The 20,672-nt window shown below is 50.7% G+C and carries 21 protein-coding genes; 7 read left to right on the forward strand and 14 right to left on the reverse strand.

Annotation, left to right across the window (positions count from 1 at the left end; genetic code table 11):
* The first annotated feature begins 25 nt into the window (after nucleotides 1-25).
* The 4 genes from BN98_RS03485 to BN98_RS07860 are packed head-to-tail and all read left to right on the forward strand — an operon-like array spanning nucleotide 26 to nucleotide 3,969.
* Entirely contained in the window at nucleotides 26-1,483 is a 1,458-nt protein-coding gene (locus tag BN98_RS03485) for an NAD(P)/FAD-dependent oxidoreductase (RefSeq protein ID WP_019189706.1), read from the forward strand.
* Entirely contained in the window at nucleotides 1,470-2,729 is a 1,260-nt protein-coding gene (locus BN98_RS03490; protein WP_019189705.1) for an NAD(P)/FAD-dependent oxidoreductase, read from the forward strand. Before BN98_RS03485 ends, BN98_RS03490 begins: the two co-directional genes overlap by 14 nt.
* Complete coding sequence (locus BN98_RS03495) at nucleotides 2,726-3,112, forward strand: DUF1667 domain-containing protein (RefSeq protein ID WP_019189704.1); 387 nt, start codon at nucleotides 2,726-2,728, stop codon at nucleotides 3,110-3,112. Before BN98_RS03490 ends, BN98_RS03495 begins: the two co-directional genes overlap by 4 nt.
* Entirely contained in the window at nucleotides 3,097-3,969 is an 873-nt protein-coding gene (locus BN98_RS07860) for an alpha/beta hydrolase (protein ID WP_019189703.1), read from the forward strand. The genes BN98_RS03495 and BN98_RS07860 overlap by 16 nt, the downstream gene beginning before the upstream one ends.
* A 30-nt stretch (nucleotides 3,970-3,999) precedes the next feature.
* Here the strand turns inward: BN98_RS07860 and pdxR are convergent, their stop codons facing one another.
* Nucleotides 4,000-5,397, reverse strand: a complete 1,398-nt coding sequence (gene pdxR / locus BN98_RS03505) for a MocR-like pyridoxine biosynthesis transcription factor PdxR (protein ID WP_019189702.1) — start codon at nucleotides 5,395-5,397, stop codon at nucleotides 4,000-4,002.
* 9 nt (nucleotides 5,398-5,406) lie between these two features.
* A complete protein-coding gene (locus BN98_RS08465; protein WP_207636712.1) occupies nucleotides 5,407-5,580 on the reverse strand; it encodes a hypothetical protein in 174 nt (57 codons plus the stop codon).
* A 57-nt stretch (nucleotides 5,581-5,637) separates the two neighbouring features.
* Between BN98_RS08465 and pdxS the strand changes: the two genes are divergently transcribed.
* Together pdxS and pdxT are read left to right on the forward strand one after the other, a co-directional pair.
* Nucleotides 5,638-6,513, forward strand: coding sequence for a pyridoxal 5'-phosphate synthase lyase subunit PdxS (gene pdxS / locus BN98_RS03510; RefSeq protein ID WP_019189701.1), 876 nt, complete (start codon nucleotides 5,638-5,640; stop codon nucleotides 6,511-6,513).
* Entirely contained in the window at nucleotides 6,513-7,109 is a 597-nt protein-coding gene (gene pdxT, locus BN98_RS03515; protein ID WP_019189700.1) for a pyridoxal 5'-phosphate synthase glutaminase subunit PdxT, read from the forward strand. Before pdxS ends, pdxT begins: the two co-directional genes overlap by 1 nt.
* Nucleotides 7,110-7,701: 592 nt before the next feature.
* Here the strand turns inward: pdxT and BN98_RS03520 are convergent.
* Nucleotides 7,702-8,523 carry a hypothetical protein gene (locus BN98_RS03520; protein WP_019189698.1) on the reverse strand — a complete coding sequence of 274 codons (822 nt, stop codon included), beginning with the start codon at nucleotides 8,521-8,523 and terminating at the stop codon, nucleotides 7,702-7,704.
* A gap of 446 nt (nucleotides 8,524-8,969) precedes the next feature.
* Between BN98_RS03520 and BN98_RS03525 the strand changes: the two genes are divergently transcribed.
* Nucleotides 8,970-9,239: a hypothetical protein gene (locus tag BN98_RS03525; protein ID WP_019189697.1), complete on the forward strand. Its 270-nt coding sequence runs from the start codon at nucleotides 8,970-8,972 to the stop codon at nucleotides 9,237-9,239.
* Nucleotides 9,240-9,563: 324 nt separating this feature from the next.
* On the opposite strand, the gene BN98_RS03530 is transcribed toward BN98_RS03525, so the two are convergent.
* From BN98_RS03530 to BN98_RS08585, 11 genes are read right to left on the reverse strand one after another with little or no spacing between them, the layout of a single operon-like run.
* Nucleotides 9,564-10,844, reverse strand: coding sequence for a metallopeptidase TldD-related protein (locus BN98_RS03530; protein WP_019189695.1), 1,281 nt, complete (start codon nucleotides 10,842-10,844; stop codon nucleotides 9,564-9,566).
* Nucleotides 10,845-10,852: 8 nt separating this feature from the next.
* Nucleotides 10,853-12,271, reverse strand: a complete 1,419-nt coding sequence (locus BN98_RS03535) for a TldD/PmbA family protein (RefSeq protein ID WP_019189694.1) — start codon at nucleotides 12,269-12,271, stop codon at nucleotides 10,853-10,855.
* Between the two features lie 40 nt (nucleotides 12,272-12,311).
* Nucleotides 12,312-13,406 carry an Mbeg1-like protein gene (locus BN98_RS03540; RefSeq protein ID WP_019189693.1) on the reverse strand — a complete coding sequence of 365 codons (1,095 nt, stop codon included), beginning with the start codon at nucleotides 13,404-13,406 and terminating at the stop codon, nucleotides 12,312-12,314.
* Nucleotides 13,396-14,070: an SGNH/GDSL hydrolase family protein gene (locus tag BN98_RS03545; RefSeq protein WP_019189692.1), complete on the reverse strand. Its 675-nt coding sequence runs from the start codon at nucleotides 14,068-14,070 to the stop codon at nucleotides 13,396-13,398. Before BN98_RS03545 ends, BN98_RS03540 begins: the two co-directional genes overlap by 11 nt.
* Before the next feature lie 24 nt (nucleotides 14,071-14,094).
* Nucleotides 14,095-14,859, reverse strand: coding sequence for an SDR family NAD(P)-dependent oxidoreductase (locus tag BN98_RS03550; protein ID WP_019189691.1), 765 nt, complete (start codon nucleotides 14,857-14,859; stop codon nucleotides 14,095-14,097).
* Entirely contained in the window at nucleotides 14,856-16,637 is a 1,782-nt protein-coding gene (locus BN98_RS03555) for an ABC transporter ATP-binding protein (protein ID WP_019189690.1), read from the reverse strand. The genes BN98_RS03550 and BN98_RS03555 overlap by 4 nt, the downstream gene beginning before the upstream one ends.
* An 8-nt stretch (nucleotides 16,638-16,645) precedes the next feature.
* Nucleotides 16,646-18,235, reverse strand: coding sequence for a TatD family hydrolase (locus tag BN98_RS08150; protein ID WP_019189689.1), 1,590 nt, complete (start codon nucleotides 18,233-18,235; stop codon nucleotides 16,646-16,648).
* 29 nt (nucleotides 18,236-18,264) lie between these two features.
* Nucleotides 18,265-18,501 (reverse strand): GlsB/YeaQ/YmgE family stress response membrane protein, encoded by a 237-nt coding sequence (locus BN98_RS03565; protein ID WP_019189688.1) that lies wholly within the window; start codon nucleotides 18,499-18,501, stop codon nucleotides 18,265-18,267.
* Between the two features lie 9 nt (nucleotides 18,502-18,510).
* On the reverse strand, nucleotides 18,511-19,176 hold the full coding sequence (locus tag BN98_RS03570) for a P-II family nitrogen regulator (protein WP_019189687.1): 666 nt from the start codon (nucleotides 19,174-19,176) through the stop codon (nucleotides 18,511-18,513).
* Nucleotides 19,169-19,795, reverse strand: coding sequence for a DUF1538 domain-containing protein (locus tag BN98_RS08580; RefSeq protein WP_242826672.1), 627 nt, complete (start codon nucleotides 19,793-19,795; stop codon nucleotides 19,169-19,171). The genes BN98_RS03570 and BN98_RS08580 overlap by 8 nt, the downstream gene beginning before the upstream one ends.
* 17 nt (nucleotides 19,796-19,812) lie before the next feature.
* Nucleotides 19,813-20,646 carry a DUF1538 domain-containing protein gene (locus BN98_RS08585; protein ID WP_242826673.1) on the reverse strand — a complete coding sequence of 278 codons (834 nt, stop codon included), beginning with the start codon at nucleotides 20,644-20,646 and terminating at the stop codon, nucleotides 19,813-19,815.
* Nucleotides 20,647-20,672: the final 26 nt, after the last annotated feature.

Here is a 20,672-nt window from a genome sequence, read left to right on the forward strand (position 1 = left end):
CCGGGCATTTTTACGAGGGGGATACATGTTTGATGTTTTAATCATCGGTGGCGGTATTGTGGGATGTGCCATCGGACGCTGTTTGTCGCAGTATGCGCTAAAACTTGGGCTTTTGGAAAAGAATGTCGAAGTCTGCCAAGGTACGACAAAAGCTAATTCTGCCATTGTCCACGGCGGCTTTGACTGTGTGCCCGGTACACTGAAAGCCAAACTCAATGTGCGTGGCAATGCCATGATGGCACAGCTTAGTCAAGAACTGGGCTTCGCCTACCATGAGGTGGGATCACTCGTGCTTGCCTTTGACGCAGAAGATATCGCCGAATTGAATATTTTAATGGAGCGCGGTTTGAAAAACGGTGTTGCCGATCTTCAGCTGATCGATCCGCCGGCCATTCATGCATTGGAACCGCGCGTATCACGAGAGGTGAAAAAAGCCCTCTACTGCCCGCATTCTGGCGTGCTGGATCCCTTTAATTTTACCTACGGGATGTTGGAAAATGCCATGGAAAACGGCTTGGAACTGTTTACGGAAACGGAAGTCACCGGGCTTGAAAAGGTATCCGAAGGTATATGCGTGCACACCACCCAAGGCGATTTTACGACGCGCACTCTGATTAACGCTGCCGGATTGGGGGCAGAAGCCATTGCTGCCATGGCAAAGGAACACGACTTCAGATTAACCCCCACCAAAGGGGTCTATCGCCTGTTGGACAAAACCAATGGAGAGGAAATTCACACCGTCCTTTTCCAGACGCCTACCAAACGTGGCAAGGGTGTCTTGGTGGCTCCGACCTATGACGGCAGCACCCTGGTCGGTCCCACTGCCACCATAGCAGACAATGCGGACGACACATCTGTCGATGCCGCCTCCTTAGCCATGGTGGACCGTCTCGGGCGCAAGTCTGTGCCGGATTTAAAACTGCAACAAACCATTCGTGTCTTTACCGGCGTGCGTGCCAAGCCGGATACCGGTGATTTCATGATTTATCCTTCCCGCACCGTACCGGGACTGGTACACGTCGGCGGGATTGAATCCCCGGGGCTAGTCTCCTCGCCTGCCATTGCGGAATACGTCTTGGATCTCCTCTTACATCACGGTTTTGCGTATGCGAAAAAAACACATTTTCAGCCGAAACGCCACCCCTTCGTGCGTTTACGCGATGTATCCTTGGAAGAGAAAAAAGCGATGATTCAAAAAAATCCACGCTATGGCAATATCGTTTGTCGCTGTGAAACCATCTCCGAAGGCGAAATTGTAGATGCCATTCATCGCTTAGGCGGTGCACGGACGGTGGACGGTGTGAAGAGACGGGTGCGTGCCGGCATGGGCCGCTGTCAAGGCGGATTCTGCCTGCCGCGCGTCTTAGCCATCCTTGCCCGCGAATGTCATGTTGATCCTTCAACGATACGCAAAGAATATCGCGGATCCGAACTCATCACAAAGCACTTAAAAGAACAGGAGTCGCCGCATGCTACACTATGATTTGGTCATTATCGGCGGCGGACCGGCTGGTTTGGCTGCTGCGATCGAAGCTCATAAGCAAGGCATTACGAACAGCATCATTATAGAGCGCGATCGCGAACTTGGTGGCATTTTAAACCAATGCATCCACAGCGGATTCGGCCTGCAGGAATTTAAGGAAGAACTCACCGGGCCGGAATATGCTCGTCGCTTCATCGATGATGTGAAGGCGTTAGGCATCCCCTATTTGCTCAACACCATGGTGGTGGAACTCAATGAAAAAAAACAGATCCTGGCCATGAATCAAGAGGGCGTGTTGGAAATACAGGCGCGCGCCGTCATTTTAGCCATGGGTTGTCGAGAACGAAGCGCCGGTGCGGTGGCCATGGGCGGAACACGTCCCGCCGGCATTCTGACCGCAGGAACCGCACAGCGGCTAATCAATATGGAAGGTCTGATGGTAGGCAAAGAGATCGTGATCTACGGCTCGGGCGACATCGGTCTCATCATGGCACGTCGCTTAACGCTTGAAGGCGCACACGTAGCCTGCGTTGTGGAAATCGAACCGCATTCAAGCGGTCTCGCGCGCAATGTGGCCCAATGCCTTGACGATTATGACATTCCCTTATTACTCCAACACAATATCCATGCCGTGCACGGACATGACCGCGTAACAGGCGTTACCCTCTGTCAGGTTGACGAGCATCGCCAAGAAATTCCCGGTACAGAACAGGACATTCCTTGCGATACCCTGCTCCTCTCCATTGGTCTTATTCCGGAAAATGAACTGTCAGGCCAAGCACACATTCCACTTCATCCGAAAACGCGCGGCCCTCTGGTCACCTCGCATTTGGAAACAACGCAGGAAGGCATTTTTGCCTGCGGCAATGTCTTGCATGTACATGACATCGTGGACTATGTCACCCGCGAAAGCCGTGAAGCCGGAAGAAATGCCGCTCACTATCTGCTCGACGGTGCCTTTGCCCACACAACCCTTGAAACCAAAGCCGGCGATGGCATCGCCTATGTACTGCCCTCCACCATTGATACAGAAGATGCGACGGGTGCCTCTTTATCGTTTCGTCCCACAAAAAAATTTACGCAAGCGGAGCTTGTGCTTTCCTCCGGCGATACCGTCCTTGCTCGTTTCCCCAGACGCGTCCTTGTACCATCCCAGATGGGCAATCTCCCGGTAAAGCCATCGCTCTTGGCCATGGCGGAGGGGACGCTGACGCTAAGCGTTTGTGAAAAGGAGGTAAAGGCATGAATACACCGCGAGAAATGCTCTGCATTGTTTGTCCTGTGGGTTGTACTCTGAAGGTCACAAAAAGTGGCGATTCCCTTCATGTGGAAGGCAATGCCTGTCCGCGCGGCGCACGCTACGCCATGCAGGAATGCATCACTCCGGAAAGAAACATTGCTTCGACGATTCGTGTGCGCCATGGCATTCGCCCCGTCGTATCGGTCAAAACAGATGCTGCCATTCCAAAAGATAAAATCTTTGAGGCCATGGCTTGCATCAATCACACCGTCGTCGACGCACCGGTGGCCGCCGGACAAGTGCTGATTCCGAACCTTTTCGGCTCGGATGTGAATATCGTAGCCACCCACGATTTGGAACGAAAGGAGATTGCATGCAAGAAAGAATGATTTCGGTACAGAGCTCTGCCGGTTTTCCACTGTCAGCCATGCTTTGTACCCACGACGGTGCGACAGAAAGTCACGGACTTGTACAAATTTTGCATGGTATGCAGGAGCATAAGGAACGCTACTTGCCCTTTGCCCGCTTTCTTTGCGACAACGGCTATGATGTCCTCCTGCATGACCATCTCGGCCACGGCAAAAGCGTCAGTGCCGAACATCCGCTGGGCGATATGGTAACCATGGAGAATGTGCTGGAAGACATTGACCGCGTTCGGCATGCCGTGCCGGAAGCGCCGCGTACCATCTGCTTTGGGCACAGCATGGGCTCCTTTTTAGCTCGCCTCTATGCCGCACAACGGCCGGTGGATCTTCTCATTGCCTGCGGCACGGGACAAACGCCTACGCTCATGGCGCGCGTTGTGCAAGCCATTCTCTTCTTCTTCCCCAAACACGCGCCGCTCGGAAGCATACAAAAACTCGTCATGGGCGGCTTTCAAAAACGGAGCGAAGGCCCCTTGGACTGGCTGTCGGTCAACGAAGAAAATCAGAAGCGCTATGCAGCCGATCCGCTTTGCGGACAGCCCTTCACGCGTGAAGGATACCATGCGCTCATGGATATCGTCTGTGCCTTAAATCGCGAGGAAACCTACGAAGCCTGCACCGCCAAAAGGATTTTGCTCATTGCCGGGGAAAAAGATCCCGTCGGTGCCTACACAAAAGGTGTGGAGCAAGCCGCCCGCCGTTATCGTGCGACCGGAAAAAATGTCACTACGCATTTTTATCCGAACATGGCACATGAAATTTTAAATGAAAACGGGGCGGACGAGGTCATGCAGGATATATTGGATTTTATGAAAGCATAGCATTGCCCCTAAAAAGAAATGAGACCGCTTTTACAGTGCGGCCTCGTCTAAAATGTGAAAGGCTTCCGAAGCCTTTTGCGGTAACAAATTGGCATATTGAATGAGAAACAAATGGGAGTCGCGCTGCTTGCCCGTTAAATCGTAGGACGAAACAGGCACCATGCGCACTCCTTTTTTGTGCAATTTTTCTTGTAAGGCCCGATCCGACAGCGATGTGTGTACCTGCAATAAAAAATGTAAACCCGATTCATTTTCGAGTATTTCGCTATGCTGTGACAGCGGGCTGGCTGCAAAAGCCTCTAAAATCTGCTGCCGCCGGCGGCGATAAAAGAGACGCATGCGATTGATGTGTTTCTCAAAATAGCCGCGACGAATAAATGCGGCGAGCGTGTATTGCTCAAAGTTCGATACCGTGCAAGCATAAAAGGATAATTCTTCATAGAATTGCTGCGCCAGATCCGGCGGTAAAACCATATAGCTGATACGAATGGTGGGCGTGAGCGATTTGGAGAAGGTGTTCATATAGATGACCTTGCCGTGCGATGCCATGCTGAAGAGCGTCGGTAACGGCTTTCCACTGGGGCGAAATTCGCTGTCATAATCATCTTCGACAATCAAGCGACCCGGCTTTTCGGCTGCCCAAGCCAACATTTCGTACCGTCTTTCCGCCGGCATCGTACGCCCCGTTGGAAAATGATGGTTCGGGCTCAGTTGCACCACATCCGCTCGGGTGCGACGCACATCGCGCATGGATATCCCCTGTGCATCCATCGCTGCAAAACGACACGTGCAGCCGAAGCGTCGATAAATCAGAACCGGTTTCCGATACCCCGGATTTTCAACACAGTAAATTTTTTCTTTTCCCAATAATTGCACTAACAAGCCATATAAATATTCCGTTCCTGCACCGACGATGATCTGATCGGGATCGACCGGCATCGCGCAAAACGACGCCAGATGCTCAGCAATGGCCTCGCGCAATTCACGTACGCCACCCGTTTGCGATGCCGTCATCAACGCCTCTTTCCGATGGGATAGCGCCTCACGCAATAATTTTGCCCACACCGAAAACGGAAAATGCGACGGATCCATACGCGCATCCGAGAGGTCAATGCCCGAAAAAGGGGTCGTTTCCGGCAATGCAATGGGCTGCATCCGCTTTTTGTCCGGTTTCATTGCCTGCGTGATAACCAGATCCGCCACATAAAAGCCCTGACGCGGCTTTGCGATGACATAACCCTCGCTCATGAGCTGCTCGTAAGCATTTTGCACCGTAATCGTGCTCACCCCGAGATTGCCCGCAAATGTCCGTTTGGACGGCAATTTTTGCCCCGACGCCAATCGACCACGCAGAATGTCTCGTTTGAGCGCGCGATACAGCTGCTCGTAAAGTGGATCGCTGTTTTCTTTTAAGACGTAGGTTAACATAGTCCTCCCTTAGCGGCTCGGCGCGACTGCGTGGCGCGTTGCTATGGCGCATTGCCATCGTTTCGACGCTGTGGCGCGGAGCTTCGGCGCATCGCCATCGTTTCGACGTCTCAGCGCGTTGCCATCGTCTTGACGCTTCAGCGCATTGCCATCTGGTATATAAAAATATATCAATTTGATCATTTAAGTATATCCAGATCAATTGTAAACTGGGGAATAAGAAAGCACAAGGAGGGTGAAATGGAAAAAACACAATATGAGCTCAACAAGGGTTTGGCACAAATGCTCAAGGGCGGCGTCATCATGGACGTTACGACGCCCGAGCAAGCGAAAATTGCTGAAGAAGCCGGCGCTTGTGCCGTCATGGCACTCGAACGCATTCCTGCGGACATTCGCGCCGCCGGCGGGGTGTCCCGTATGAGCGATCCGAAAATGATCCGCGGCATTCAGGAAGCTGTCAGCATCCCGGTCATGGCTAAATGTCGTATCGGTCACTTTGTAGAAGCACAGATTCTCGAAGCCATCGAAATCGACTTTATCGATGAATCCGAAGTGCTCTCGCCGGCAGATGATGTCTATCACATTGATAAAACTAAATTTAAAGCCCCCTTTGTGTGCGGTGCCCGCGATCTTGGCGAAGCACTCCGCCGCATCAATGAAGGCGCAGCGATGATTCGTACGAAGGGCGAACCGGGTACCGGCGATGTTGTCCAGGCCGTCCGTCACCTGCGTAAAGTCAACGGCCAGATTCATCAGCTTACCGCCCTGCGCGAAGATGAGCTCTACGAAGCAGCCAAAGAGATGCGTGTCCCCTACGATCTGGTAAAATTTGTGCATGACAATGGCAAACTGCCCGTCGTAAACTTTGCCGCAGGCGGCGTTGCCACTCCGGCCGATGCTGCGCTCATGATGCAGCTTGGTGCCGAAGGCGTATTCGTCGGCTCCGGTATCTTCAAATCCGGCAATCCGTCCAAACGCGCCAATGCCATTGTTAAGGCCGTTACCAATTACAAAGACGCCAAGATGATTGCCGAACTCTCCGAGGATTTGGGCGAGGCCATGGTCGGCATCAATGCCAATGAAATCAAAGTCATCATGGAGGAAAGAGGCCAATAATGAAAATTGGTGTATTAAGTCTCCAAGGTGCCTTCCTCGAACATGAGAAAATGTTGCAACGCCTGGGCATCGACACCGTAGAAGTGCGCCAGCGTAAGGATCTGGATGCCATCGATGGCATTGTCCTTCCCGGCGGCGAAAGCACGGTACAGGGCCAATTGCTGCGCGAACTCGATATGCTCGAGCCCTTGCGTCAAAAAATCCAAGCCGGGCTTCCGGTCCTTGCCACCTGCGCCGGCCTCATTCTTCTGGCCGAACACATTGCCGATGACCCCACCACCCATCTCGCGACTCTTCCCATCACCGTGAAGCGCAACGCCTACGGCCGACAGCTCTCCAGCTTTTCAACCGCTGCGGATGTTGGTCGTTTAAAGGATTTTCCGCTCGTCTTCATTCGCGCTCCTTATATTGCGGATGTGAACAAAGGCGCAAAGGATGAGACAAGTACCGACGCTGTGCAGGTGCTCGTTCGTGTCGATGGCAAAATCGTCGGTGTGCGTACGGCCAATCAGATCGGTCTGGCCTTCCATCCCGAATTAACTGACGACACCCGCCTGCATGAGGCTTTTGTAGCAATGGTGAAAAGCAAGAATTAGTAACGTAAAAAAACCAACGAAAGGCGGCCCGACGGGCCGCCTTCTGCTTTTATCAACTGTCGGGCATTGCGCCAGCTCCTTTCTGGCGTTAGCGTCGACTCCTTTCTGGCGCTTGCGCCTGCTTCACTTGCCTGTTGCCCCAGGTTATTATTGATTTTCGCGTTTAACATGGGGTGCGGCGCTCACCTTTTCGCGCTTTTATCCCATGTTATTTTCAAAATCAGTTTTTAACATGGGGCTCGATGCGTACATTTTTTTGCAATTCCCCCATGTTATTTTGAAGTTTCGGGTTTTAACATGGGGTGGCTCCGTGAGATCTAGCCCATGTTATTTGCAGAATCGCCTTTTAACATGGGGCTTTTCGACGATTTTGTAAAATTTTAACCCCATGTCATTTGCAGAATAGCCTTTTAACATGGGGTATTTCATCGATTTTCGAGTTTCAGCACCCCATGTTATTTTCAAAATTCGCATTTTAACATGGGATAAACCGTTGATATCGAGCATTTTCGCCGTCATTTCAAAAAGGAGCCGCCTCGGCGATAAGAAAGACGGCGGCCCGTCGAGCCGCCTTCTGCTTTTAACCGTTTTTCTAGTCGATTGCACAATACCGCAGATGCTCACGGACTAGCGTTTCAACCTCTTCGATATCCAGAGGTAGGGCTTCCGTCTCCGCAGACACAATCAAATTTTTACCAACGATAAAGTTGTGTTTCTGGTAATAGCGAATTTTTTGATGCGCTCGATTCTGATAGTCCGGATTCCCCATCATACCCAGATGCTCCCAATATAGCTCTTCGTCATGTATCGCATCAAAGAAGGTAAAATCCGGATGAAAGATACGCGTGCCAACTTGTAATGGACATTCATATTTATAAACAATGTGATTGTCATAAAATAAATCTGCCAAAATTTTTTCGCTCTTTGAACGTACGGTTTCTCCGTTTTTTGTACGATAAAAGGTGGCGCCCTGCGCAAAATTTAACGGCGTATAGGGTTTTGCTAACCATTCTTCCAGCTTTTCCCGTTTTGTACGCGTTATGTGTTGTACCAAAGGCTGCTTCGATACATCCATCATTTCGTAAGTCGCATCAATTTCTTCATCGCTAAAATCACGACATAATGGAAGTAATTGCCGTAAACGCTTGCATATCAACCTGCTGATTCGTTGATCATACGATTGCTGTGCCAATCTCCTCGCTAAATCAAATTGCGACTTATCCAAGTATCTTCGCACCCTTCGATTCGTCTCCTTGTCATACCAGCAATGGTAATATTCCGGCGGATTACGCCGATGATCAATTTCCAAATGGCCTTTAATTTTTGGCGACGGTTTCAGTTTTCGCCACAAGTCTTCATACTTTTCTAATAGATTTTGAAATATTGTTAGTGTTTCCACAGATTCTTCAACCATGCGCCCTCCCTGCGTGTTGCATCATAAACGCTACAAGACTGATTCCTCTCTACTCTTCTATTATTCCAAAGATCGAGAAAGCGCGAATTCCATTTTTTGGTCATCACATTCCGTTTTATTGCATCACTATAGAGAACTGCCACATCGGATGCTGTCATATCGGGCGGTGCGCCGTATTTGTAACAAGGCGTGTCGTGGCTGTCTCATGGCGTGTCGTGGCTGTCTCAGGGAGTGTCGTGGCTGGCGCAGGGAGTGTCGTGGCTGGCGCAGCGGCTTTGAAGCGCTTATAGCGACGATACCGCAAGATGTTTTGCAACTCGAATACGTTATAGGTGCCGTTTTGAACCGCTTTACCCCATGTTATTTTTGATTTTCGCGTTTAGCATGAGTGGCGCAGCTGTACTTGACCATGTTATTTGCAGAATTCGCATTTAACATGGGGCGCGATGAATGAATTTTTTGGCTTTTACCCCATGTTATTTTCAAAATCAGTTTTTATCATGGGGCTCGATGCGTACATTTTTTTGCAATTCCCCCATGTTATTTTGAAGTTTCGGGTTTTAACATGGGGTGAGGCAACCAAATTTAGCCCATGGTATTTGCAGAATCGCCTTTTAACATGGGGCTTTTCGACGATTTTGAAAGACTTTAACCCCATGTCATTTGCAGAATCGCCTTTTAACATGGGGCTTTTCGACGATTTTGAAAGACTTTAACCCCATGTCATTTGCAGAATCGCCTTTTAACATGGGGTATTTCATCGATTTTCGAGTTTCAGCACCCCATGTTATTTTCAAAATTCGCATTTTAACATGGGATAAACCGTTGATACAGGGCATTTTCGCCGTCATTTCAAAAAGGAGCCGCCTTCGGCGGCAATTGATACGATAAGGTGCGCTGCTTATGTGACGCAGTTTGTAAGCCGCCTTCGGCGATAAAAAAAAGAAGGCGGCCCGATGGGCCGTCTTCTGCTTTTACCAACTGTCGGCCTGCAGCCGACATTTTATGTTTACGAATCGGCCCGTCGGGCCGCCCTCTGCTTAATCTTGTTTGCGAATCAAGATGGCTTTCGGGGTGATGGAGTTTTGACGATGTTCGCTCTCTTTGCTGAAGATAAAGCGATTCTGGGCTTCGAAGAGATTCTCGGAGATGGAGCCGCCGGTAATGTAGGTGGCTTTGCCATTTTGGACGAGCTTGGCCAGGCGATATTCGCCACCGAAGTCACCTTCGACCGGCGAGCTGATGAAAGAGGAGAAGACAACAATTTCGAGATAGTCCTCTTTCAAGAAATCGTCGTAGGAAGTATCGGAACCTTCAACCACAAAGGGAGTCGGACAGCCGATGTTCTTTTCTCCCATGTAAGAACTGATTTGCTGGGTGGTGCGGAAATTTTCTACTACGGAATCGCTATAAAGCGTGTAGGGATGCAAAATCACGCCATCGCGGTCAAGCGGCGCTTTAGAAACGGCATGAGACAGATTGGGCTCCATGCGAATGTTGAGGGACTGGAGGGCATCGGGCGCATTAAAGCGCTCGCCGCGTTTCGCACGTGAATAGCGATTGTAGACGGCTTCATCGGTGGCCTGGGTGATATAGCATTGGAGAAGCTCCTCGACTGCCGCACCGCGCAGAATGATATTAATATTGTCGAGCTTGGGCGCTTTTACAGCGATGCCGCGCGCCTCGGTGTTGCGAAGCTGCTCTTGCACAATGGAGCGGATCTGGTCGATGTCCAAAATGCCAAAGGTGTAGTCGTTGAAGATTTCGACGCTCTCCTCATTGCCCTGGCAATCCGTTACCAGCTCGAACATAAAGCGATTCGAAGGAAAGGTCACGTCCGTGCCGGTAGAGGTGACGAGCCGAATGGTGCCGTCCACTGCAAAGATCTCTACAGAGTTCACTTTGGATTTAGTGCCGTAGTCGGTAAAAATGGCTTCATGCAGCGCATCGTATTGGGATTTCAGGATAGCGATGTTGGAGATCTCTTCCGGCTTTTCGACATCCTGTGACGCGTTCGTTGCTAAAGGATACCAGCGGTTTTTGACAAAACGAGCGGAGCGAATCACCTGATCCAAGCGGGCTTCAATCTCAGCAGGAGAATCGCCTGCCGAGATGAGCGCTTCTGCATTACCCTTATAGCGCTCGCCATCTTCTTCAAAGTCCACATAAACAGTCACATGATATTCGTTGGTTTCACAGAGACGGTTTTGATCCAGCTTGTCTTTCACGAAAAATAATTCTTCGGATTTGGTCTTCTCCTGCTTGAGAATCCAGCCGGCAATGTCTTTCTGTTTGAGAATTTGAATAATTGTATCGATCATAACCGCTCCTAACTTAACATGCCTTTTGCTTTAATATAAGCGCCACCGGTGGAGGTCTTCACCCATTCCTTCCATCCCTTGCCGCAATAGCCCGTACCGCTCATTTCGACTTCGGGAGAGATCATAGAAATGGATTCCAGAAGGTCCGGTACATAACCGGTTAAATAAACAGGCGAACAGATCTTGCCGGTGAAGGCGCCGTCCTTAATTTCACGTGCTTTGGCCGCCACGCACTGAATGCCCCAGTTCTTCGGATCCTCCATGCCTGATTCAAGCCCCTCGAGAAGATAACCGTGCTTGATGGAGGCTATCATGTCCTCCAGAGAATCGGTGCCGCCTTCGAAGAACGTGTTGGTCATGCGGGTGTAGGCCTTGCGCTTGTAGCTCTCGCGTTTTCCGTTGCCCGTGGGTTCAACGCCCAGCTGAATGGCCGAAAGCGCATCACACATACCGTTTTTGAAGATGCCGTTACGGATAATCACGGTATCGCTGCCGAGATTTCCTTCATCGTCAAAGGCATAGCTCGAAACCTCATCAATAGCGGTAGCGCCATCATGCATGACAAGCCTATCCGAAGCCACACGTTTATTGAGGTATTCCTCTCCCTTCGCCCGATGTTTGACGAACATATCCATCTCTGTACCATGGCCGAAAGCTTCATGCGCAATGAGACCCGTGAAATCCGGATCACAAAGAATATCGTATTCGCCCGGCACCATGCGCTCGGCAGAAAGCAATTCTACTGCACGATCACAGACGCCAGGTACTTCTTTGACCAAGGTGTCCAACAGCTCCGAGCCGCCCAAGAGCGATATGCCCTTGTACTCAGTCTTTGTCTTCTCATCCTTCTCCGCCATCGCTATGGCAACGCCGTTCGCATAGCAATAGGATTGATAGAGGTCGCGATGCACGGAAAGGAACATTTTATTAATTTGCGTTACCGAGAGGAACAGACGCAAGAATTTCACTTCCTCGTGGCGATCGATAGCACCATCATGCGCTTGTTTGAGCGCCGAAAGGATTTTCCCCGCATCGTCGTTTTCCGGCAAATTCTTAACCTCTCCCAAGGAATACACCGTGGCCGGTTCATCCTTCGGCGCATGCGCATAAGGGAGATAGCCTTTGCTCAAAAAGCGCTTGCGATCCTCCAGTGCAATTTCACGCACACGCGCCACAACTTTGTCCACGTCCACATCATTAAAAGAATATTCGCTGACACCGGTATCCTGGAACACGCGCAACACAAAGCCACGCTCCTGGTCCGAGCAGGGGCCGATGGATGACTTTGTTGTGGTCACCAAATAATCCGCACCGTCCACATCCGTTCCTAAAATGGATACATAGGAAAATTCCTTGGACAAGCGTGCGATAATCTCTTTACAGTTCTCTTTCTGCCCGAGCAGATATTGAGACGGATTTAATTTCATAGTGCCTCCTCACCGTTCTTGCTTTGGTTTTATCATGATTTTACGACAGAATGGATTTTAATACTACCGTGCCACTGCTGCCGATAAGGGCCTGTAAGGCTCCCAACAATTCATTGCGATTCTCCTCCGGCAATTGCATGAGACCCTTAAACACCGTTTGCGCGCTTTGTAGGGCATCCGTCGCAATTTCATGGAAATCTTCAGACCCTGTGCTTTCCAGCAGCGTAAAGACCGTATCAATGATGGAGACCCGACTTTCCTCATCCACTTTTTCCAGCCAATTCCCCATGGCGGATTGCACGAAGCGACTGAATTGGCTGAGTTCTGCAGGGACAAAATGGCTATCCTCCACCTGCCAGGAAAACAAATCATGCTGTACAATGCCTTTCGCATTGCTCTTAACGACATGATGTTCTCCTTCGTTAAAAAACAATTGTCCGATCACAGATGATTCGGGCACGATGGTCAGAATCTTTTCGCGAATGTTCTGATAACCCTCCGAAAAAATCAAGTCTTCATGTAGACCGGGACCATCGTTGTTATAAACCGTTTGAATGCGCGACTGCAGCGCCGCATCGCAACAGGTTGCCGCCATCATGGCAAAATAGCCGCCCTTGGAATGGCCACCCACCAAAAGATCACCTTCAAGTTCTTTTCCCAAATGCTCAAGATAGCGCACCGCAGCATGTGCGCCCGCTGTCTGCGCATGCGTGCTTAAAAGCAGACTTTCCTTCCAGCCCACAAGCGTTGTATCCGTACCGCGATAGGCTACAAAGTGCAAATGCGGCGTCAGATGAAATACCATCGCCGCAAACTGCATATTCGTCTCGGCGTCCACATCGTTCACATAGTGCGAAACTTTTATATCGCGAAAACGAACGCCTTCTTTCATTGGCAACAACAGTAAAGGTGCGAGCTGCCAAAACACGCCTTCTTTACGAATCTGCTCCGCACTGTGCTCTGCAAAATAGCGATCTGTCACGTCTCCGATGGATACCATTGTTTCCGTATCGTGAAACACCCCGCCGAAGTCCATGTATGCAAGTTCCGACAAGAGACCGTTATCCAGTTCATTAAAAGGCAAATCGGTAAAAGGCACATCCTTCTGTTCCGCTATATAGTCCTCAATATTCATGCTTTCCCTCTTCTTCGTCGCTTTCTTTTGCATCGATGCATCGGATCTTTTGCGCCACTGCTTCTGCCAGACTCTGATGCGCTTCCGGGGTCAGATGTAAAGAATCCCAAGTGCTTGCCGTCGCAACGTTTGCGACATTTAAATAATAGCATTTTTGGGCTTCCGCTATCTTTTGAAATGCAGGCGCAAACGCCTTGGATCGCGTAATTGCGCTTTCATCAAAAGCAAAACGAAAGGGCGACTCCGAAATAGCCGGTCCGATTTCCGGTGGTGACAACAATAAAATTTTGGGCACAAATCCCTGCTTCTCAGCCGTAAAGGTTTGGATCGTATCGACTAAAATACTCGCTCCCTTTGCAATGGCTTCCGCCGAGGCATGAAAACACGTCTTTAAATCATTGCTACCCAGCATCATGACCACCCAGTCTAAAGGCTTGTGCGAATTAAGACAGGGCTTCAGGTAATCCAAGCCATTCTTCCAGCCTTCCAACGGATCATCATAGATCGTAGTACGTCCGTTACACCCCTCGCTGATCACCTGATAGTTTTCCCCCAACAACTTTTGCAATACACCTGTCCAACGAATGGCACGCGGATAACGCATGCCATTTGTTGGATCATACCCAAAGGTATTGGAATCGCCATAACACATAACGGTTTTCATCTTGCTCTCCTATTGAGGTCGCCCCTAAAAACCCATCTGCTTTTCCACCCAAAGGACAAAAGAATGCGGGAAAAGCTTCGTCGCCAGATGAATGGCCTTAGCGATGGGACTTGACACCGAAACATCCTTGCCTTGGGAGGAGCGGCGCAGTGCAGTTTTGACCACGGCTTCAGCTGTTTCAACACCGATGTTTTTAATGCGTGCGCAAGCCCTCGGCGAACCTGCGTGATCAAAAAACTCCGTTTCCACCGGGTTGGGACACACCGCCGTCACAGTGATGTGGCGTGATTTTAACTCGCGATGCAGGGCACGCGCAAAGGACAACACATAGGCTTTGGATGCGGCATAAACAGCAAAATTCGGTTGCGGCGAAAAAGCCGCCACCGACGCCAGCTGCAAAATGCGCCCGCCCGTTTCCATATTGGGCAAACACAGCGCCGTCATGGCCGTTAAGGCATCCACATTTAACGCAAGCATCGCCTGATTGGTAGCAACGCCCAGTTCTTCCACCGTGCCAATCTTGCCGCAGCCCGCCGCATTGACAAGCGTATGAATTACCACGTTCTCTTCCGCCAACGCCTTTTTTAGCGTTTCCGAAAATGCCGGATCGGTCAGATCGCCATCCAACAGTCGGCACGGCGTATTTAACGTTTTTGCAAGTGCTTCCAACCGTTCACGGCGGCGTGCAATGAGCCAGATTTCATCACACTCGTGCAAGGGATCAAGTTCCTTCGCAAATTCACGTCCAATACCGGAAGAAGCACCAGTGATGATATCGATGATTTTCATACATGCTCCTTTTTATGCCGACCGCCACCCGTCCAGAGGCGATAATACGTCCCTTTCTTGGCCAGCAATGCCTCGTGCGTGCCTTCCTCTTCAATGCCTTCCTTGCCCAGCACGACAATGCGATCCGCATTCTGAATGGTCGTTAAGCGATGCGCAATCGTAAGCGTGGTGCGGCCTTCCGAAAGGGCCTCCAAGCTACGCTCGATGAGAATTTCACTTTCATTATCTAACGCACTGGTGGCCTCATCCAACAGGAGAATCGGTGGATTTTTTAAGAACACACGCGCAATGGCAATGCGCTGCTTCTGCCCACCGGAAAGCTTAATTCCGCGCTCACCCACATAGGTCTCGTAGCCATTGGTCAATTCACGGATAAAGCCGTCTGCTCCGGCTAGCTTTGCTGCCTCGTGAATCTCTTCCAAGCTGGCACCGGGACGCCCGTAAGCAATATTTTCCGCCACCGTGCCGGAGAAGAGATAGACATCCTGCTGCACAATGCCGATATGCCGACGCAGGCTTTCCTGCTTCAAATCCTTGACATCCTGTCCGTCGATGCGCACACTACCCGCCGTCGTATCATAGAAGCGTGGAATGAGTGAAGAGAGCGTGGTTTTCCCGCCGCCGCTCTCCCCGACCAGCGCCAGATTTTCACCCGGATGAATGGTAAGGCATAGATCGTGCAACACGCGATTGTGATCATCCGGATACGCGAACGACACATGATCAAAGACGATCTCGCCGCCATGAATTTCCAATTCCTTCGCATCCGGCGCATCCGTAATATCCGTCGGCGTATCCATAAGTTCAAAGAAACGTTCAATGCCCGTAATGCCCATGGAAAATTGTTCGGCAAATTCCACAATGCGGCGAATGGTGGCAATTAACGTCGTCACATACAAAACATATGCCACCAGATCCGCCGGTCGGATGGCGCCGTTCACCAAAAACAGGCCGCCCGCAGCGATGGTCACCGTATACATCAATCCGTCGAAAAGGCGCGTAGACATATTGAAATTCGCCATCGCCCGATAGCGTTCCTTTTTAATGTCCTTCATGCGTTCATTGCCGTCTGCAAACTTTTCAAGCTCAATATCTTCCGACGTAAACGCTTTGACGACACGTTGGCCCAATAGTGAATCTTCGATGCGTGCATTGAGATTGCCCAACTCGATGCGTTGCGTTTTGGTCGCATTGCGGAAACGATGATTGAGGCGAATGGATAAGAACAGCATCAGCGGCAAACAAGCAAAGACCAGTATCGTCAAGGGCAATGAGGAAAACGACAAAATAATGAATGAGACGACGATTTTGATCGCCGCAATGAAAAACTCCTCCGGACAGTGATGCGCAAATTCCGTCACATCAAAGAGATCGGAGGTAATGCGGCCCATAATGTGTCCGATTTTCGTATTCGAAAAATAGGCATCGCTGAGCGTTTCAAGCTTTCGAAACGCATCCATGCGCATATCCGTTTCAATGTATACGCCCATAATATGACCGCGCGAACACATGTAATAATATGCCGCTGCATCAATGAGGCGCAGCACAATATAAAGACCTGCCACTTTTCCGATCCAGCCGATGGTAAGTGCCGCCGGCTGATACATGGCGGTATTGGTCAAATGAAACATAATACGCGGCAACACAATATCGCACAAGGTGGTTAACGCGGCACAAAATAAATCAAACGCCAGCATTTTTTTATAGCGTAATAAATACGGCAGAAAACGATGCAGCAGATCTTTCGTTTTGTACGTCTTCGTGACCGTTTGTGACATAGTTCCTCCTATTCTTCTTTTAGCGCAGGAACGCCGTAGAGCCGTTTCTGTGTCTCGATAAGAATCGTGGCCATGGGCTCACGACGCATCGCACAGAGCGCCGCATAGGATTGCGAAAGATCCTCTTTCCACGTAGAGAGTAAGGCCTCCGCGACGAAGGGCTCTGTGCCCTCTCCCTCTTGTTGTGACGGCAGATCCGTCTCCAACAGCAATCGCTCGGCGGGAATCTGTTTCACATACGCACGGCCGCGCTTTGTCGTAAGCATTTCCGGATGCACGGAAAGAAAGCCCCCGAGGCGCATCAGACGCGACAATGTATCGCTTGTGCCACGGAAGCGATGCAAGATGGGCACAGCGCAAGTTCCTCCGAGAATTTTCTCCCAAAGATCCAGCACGCGTGACTCAGCACGAACCGCATGGATCGAAACCACCGGCTGAAGCGTCGGCTCCTCTTCCATGCGTTCTTTAATACGGTTCAAAATGTGACAAAAAACGGATTCCTGCAGTCCTGCCTCCGCCTGTTCCAGCGGGCGCGGACTATAATCCAACCCGATTTCCCCGTAAAAACGCGTCGTTTCGGCGGCACGATCAAAATGGGCGCATTCGCTTTCCGCCTGTTGCGGCGAACGAATGTACCACGGATGAAAGCCAAGAGATAATAATGGCCTGCTCTTATCGTCTGCACCGTCAGCGCCATACTCGCTTTGCAGCGCGTCATAGGTGGAAGGCAGCACGGTTTGTGCCACCACCGCCATGCGTTCGCGATGCAATCCTTCAAGCACCACCTTTCTCGTGTCGGGCGTTAAAAAATCCGGATGGGCATGCGTATCCAATAAAAACGGGCGTTGTCGTACCGGCGTCACCTGAAACGGTTCGAGTCCCGCCAAACGACGAATCACTTTCCCCGCGAGCATTTGACCCATCACAGGCGGCATATAGCTCATGGAACCGAGCGTATCCGCCTTCTTTGTACTCACTTTGCGCTCCAAGATAAGCGGAGGCTCTTCCGAATACAAGACCTCGAGTTTTTTTATCCCCCGCCGACGACATTCGCGTCGCATGACTTTCGACAGCGGGCATTGCGATGTTTTTTCCACGGTGGAAAAACGCAGATACGAGGGATCCAGCTTGTTGGCAGCCCCCATCGCAGAAAGCAGCGGGATCTTCTCCTGTGCACACCATGCAGCAATGCCCAATTTCTGCGACACCGTATCAATGCAGTCCACGACATAGTCCGGTCGCGGAAACGAAGACAACACCTCGTTCAAATTGTCCGGCGTTAAAAACACATCTCGCGTTTCTACCCGACAATCCGGATCAATATCCGCAATCATCGCTTGCATTACCTCCACTTTGGATTTTCCCACTGTGGAGACAAACGCCAGCGCTTGGCGATTGATATTGCTCTCTTCGACCGTATCACCATCTAAAAGAAGGAGGGTGCCAACCCCTCCTCTTGCTAACGCTTCCGCACAGCTGGATCCCACGCCGCCGAGCCCGAGTACGAAAACTCGTGCCTCTGCTAAACGCGCTAGTCCCTCTTTTCCGAGTAACAGCGCGAGCCGTGCAAATCGCTGCGGAATGTTCTTTTCCGACATATATGCCTCCGATCCGTCTTACAACGAATCTATCGCTTACTGCTGATAAAATTGGCAAAGGCCAAAAGAATGACAGCGCCCAAAATCGAGGGAATGAGCGCCATGCCCGACAGCGATGGTCCCCATGTACCAAAAAGTCCCTGGCCCAGTGCCGAGCCCAGCAGGCCTACCACAATATTCACGAGACAACCTGCTTTTCTTTCACGGTGCATGAAAAAGCCCGCAATGCCACCGATAATCGCACCAACGATTAAACTTCCAATCATAATTTTCCCCTATTCTACCACCACGCCGCGCACATCCGAAACATCCTCTACGAAGAGAATGCCGTTGCCCGGACTCTCAAAATCATGTGCCTCTTCTAGCGCTGCAATCACGCGATCGGCCATTGCCGTCGGAACCAGAATTACAATCCATTCTTTTTCCGGTTCAATGGCTATGCCAAAGAGTTTTTCCGTATACGCTGCGCCCGTACCGCGACCATGCAGAATCGTCCCGCCGCGCGCACCGGCAGCGCGAGCAATATCCATTATATCATCGGCCATGCCCAAATTGACAACTATGGTTAATTTTTTAAACATCGCGTTGTCCTCCCCTTTTGATTCTCCTTCTTCCTGCGCTGCGGGACACTTCCCCATTGTTGAAACCTGTGCCATATAGGCGATGCCGTGGTTCGGCTTATGCAGATGCAGCTGATCCGTAAGTGTGTCCAATAACGCCTCGGCTGCGGTATTTTCCATCAGTATATTTACGATCGCGCGATCTTGACTGGTGATGCCGAACAGATGCAAATGACGGCTGCTCACCGTGCCTTTACCGCGCATCACCAACATGTTTTGTGCGCCCTCCTTACGAGCAATGGCAATACATTTTTTCGCATCCGGTATGCTCAAAATCAAAGTCAGTAAGGCAGTCCGGGGCATGCTTCTCATTTCACTCATGGGCTCCTCCTTCTCTCTGCGCCGACTGAGCCGATGTATTTTTCCGCATCTTGGCTTGGTACAGAACGCCCAATAGCTCAATCGCCACAATGGGCACCATCGCCACAATGGCAATCATGCCAAAGCCATCCGTAATCACGTCCGCCGTTGGCACCTGAGCGGCAATCCCCTGCACAAATGCCAGAGAAAACGTAGCGGTCATGGGTCCCGAGGCTACGCCACCAGTGTCCATCGCCATACCGGCAAATAGATCCGAGACGAAAAATGACAACACCACCGCCAGCGCAAAGCCCGGCAACAGATACATCCAGAGAGAAATTCCCGGTACCAGAATGCGCAGCGCGGATAAGAATATCGCCAACCCTACCGCTACGGATAAAAACATGCATACGAGCACGCGCTTGACCGAGCCACCCGTTACTTCTTCCACCTGATGCGTCAGCACATGCACGGCCGGCTCGGCCAATACAGTCGTCACGCCCAGCAAAAAGGCCACCAATAAAGCAGGGATCATGGAGTCCGCTTTCGCCAGCTGCGTGCCCAGTTCCGTGCCGACGTGCATGAAACCGCCATTGACACCCAGCAGGAAAATCACGAGACCCGCAAAGGTCAGCCCCACACCTCGTAAAGACGCGACTATTTATTTTTTTTATGACGCAACGGGCTGATCTGCAGCACCAGATACGTCACTAAAATGGGCAAGAGAGACAGCGCTGATTCTTGCGCCAAAACGCCAAGGCGTGACAAATACACTTCATGCAACGGCATATTTTCCGCCATACTCTGCGGCAAAGTGCCCTGTAACGGATTCTGCCCAAACAGCAAGCCCACAATGAGCACGCCCAAAATAGCGCCTGTCGACGAAATACCGATGACACCAAAGCTATCCGCCTCACCTACTTTACTATCTTTTTTCATCGCTGAAATACCGTAGGCCAAAGACAACATGAACGGTACGGTAATGGCTCCCGTCGTAGCCCCCGACGCATCAAAAGCAATCGCCATAAAATCAAAATTCGAAAACAGTGACAACACGAAAATCGTACCATAGGCGGCGGCAAACACATGCCGAACCTTTACGTTATGCAAGATGCGCAGCATTCCGACGGTCATCATCACGCCGATACCTACCGATACTGCCGTCACCATGATCCAGTTATTAAACGCGCCGCCCGTTACTTGATTTACCTGCTTTGCTAAAATATGCAAATCCGGCTCCGCAAAAGAAATGAAAAAGCCCAGTATCAAACTGGCCGTAATTAAAATCGGATACGAATTGCTGCGCGTAATGACACGCCCTGCAAAGTTACCGATAGGCTCCAGCCCCTGATCAATGCCAAATAAAAAGATGGTCAGTCCCGCCACCACCAATAGCGAACCGATCAAAAAGGCATACAATGCCGTCGGATCCAACGGTGCCACCGTTAAATGCAACACCAACACAATGGCCACAATCGGCAACACTGACATCAATACTTCCTTGCACTTCTCCCACA

Source organism: Levyella massiliensis, assembly GCF_000308275.2.
Taxonomy (GTDB): domain Bacteria; phylum Bacillota; class Clostridia; order Tissierellales; family Peptoniphilaceae; genus Murdochiella; species Murdochiella massiliensis_A.

Bases quoted from the DNA above. Each gene is read 5' to 3' on its own strand.
- BN98_RS03490 (WP_019189705.1), top strand. From the start codon at position 1,470: ATGCTACACTATGATTTGGTCATTATCGGCGGCGGACCGGCTGGTTTG.
- BN98_RS03555 (WP_019189690.1), bottom strand. From the start codon at position 16,637: ATGTCACAAACGGTCACGAAGACGTACAAAACGAAAGATCTGCTGCAT.
- BN98_RS03485 (WP_019189706.1), top strand. From the start codon at position 26: ATGTTTGATGTTTTAATCATCGGTGGCGGTATTGTGGGATGTGCCATC.
- BN98_RS07860 (WP_019189703.1), top strand. From the start codon at position 3,097: ATGCAAGAAAGAATGATTTCGGTACAGAGCTCTGCCGGTTTTCCACTG.
- BN98_RS08585 (WP_242826673.1), bottom strand. From the start codon at position 20,646: ATGTCAGTGTTGCCGATTGTGGCCATTGTGTTGGTGTTGCATTTAACG.
- BN98_RS03525 (WP_019189697.1), top strand. From the start codon at position 8,970: ATGAATGAATTTTTTGGCTTTTACCCCATGTTATTTTCAAAATCAGTT.
- BN98_RS08465 (WP_207636712.1), bottom strand. From the start codon at position 5,580: ATGATCAAATTGATATATTTTTATATACCAGATGGCAATGCGCTGAAG.
- BN98_RS03535 (WP_019189694.1), bottom strand. From the start codon at position 12,271: ATGAAATTAAATCCGTCTCAATATCTGCTCGGGCAGAAAGAGAACTGT.
- pdxS (WP_019189701.1), top strand. From the start codon at position 5,638: ATGGAAAAAACACAATATGAGCTCAACAAGGGTTTGGCACAAATGCTC.
- pdxT (WP_019189700.1), top strand. From the start codon at position 6,513: ATGAAAATTGGTGTATTAAGTCTCCAAGGTGCCTTCCTCGAACATGAG.
- BN98_RS03550 (WP_019189691.1), bottom strand. From the start codon at position 14,859: ATGAAAATCATCGATATCATCACTGGTGCTTCTTCCGGTATTGGACGT.
- BN98_RS03545 (WP_019189692.1), bottom strand. From the start codon at position 14,070: ATGAAAACCGTTATGTGTTATGGCGATTCCAATACCTTTGGGTATGAT.
- BN98_RS03530 (WP_019189695.1), bottom strand. From the start codon at position 10,844: ATGATCGATACAATTATTCAAATTCTCAAACAGAAAGACATTGCCGGC.
- pdxR (WP_019189702.1), bottom strand. From the start codon at position 5,397: ATGTTAACCTACGTCTTAAAAGAAAACAGCGATCCACTTTACGAGCAG.
- BN98_RS03520 (WP_019189698.1), bottom strand. From the start codon at position 8,523: ATGGTTGAAGAATCTGTGGAAACACTAACAATATTTCAAAATCTATTA.
- BN98_RS03495 (WP_019189704.1), top strand. From the start codon at position 2,726: ATGAATACACCGCGAGAAATGCTCTGCATTGTTTGTCCTGTGGGTTGT.
- BN98_RS03540 (WP_019189693.1), bottom strand. From the start codon at position 13,406: ATGAATATTGAGGACTATATAGCGGAACAGAAGGATGTGCCTTTTACC.
- BN98_RS03565 (WP_019189688.1), bottom strand. From the start codon at position 18,501: ATGATTGGAAGTTTAATCGTTGGTGCGATTATCGGTGGCATTGCGGGC.
- BN98_RS08150 (WP_019189689.1), bottom strand. From the start codon at position 18,235: ATGTCGGAAAAGAACATTCCGCAGCGATTTGCACGGCTCGCGCTGTTA.
- BN98_RS03570 (WP_019189687.1), bottom strand. From the start codon at position 19,176: ATGAGTGAAATGAGAAGCATGCCCCGGACTGCCTTACTGACTTTGATT.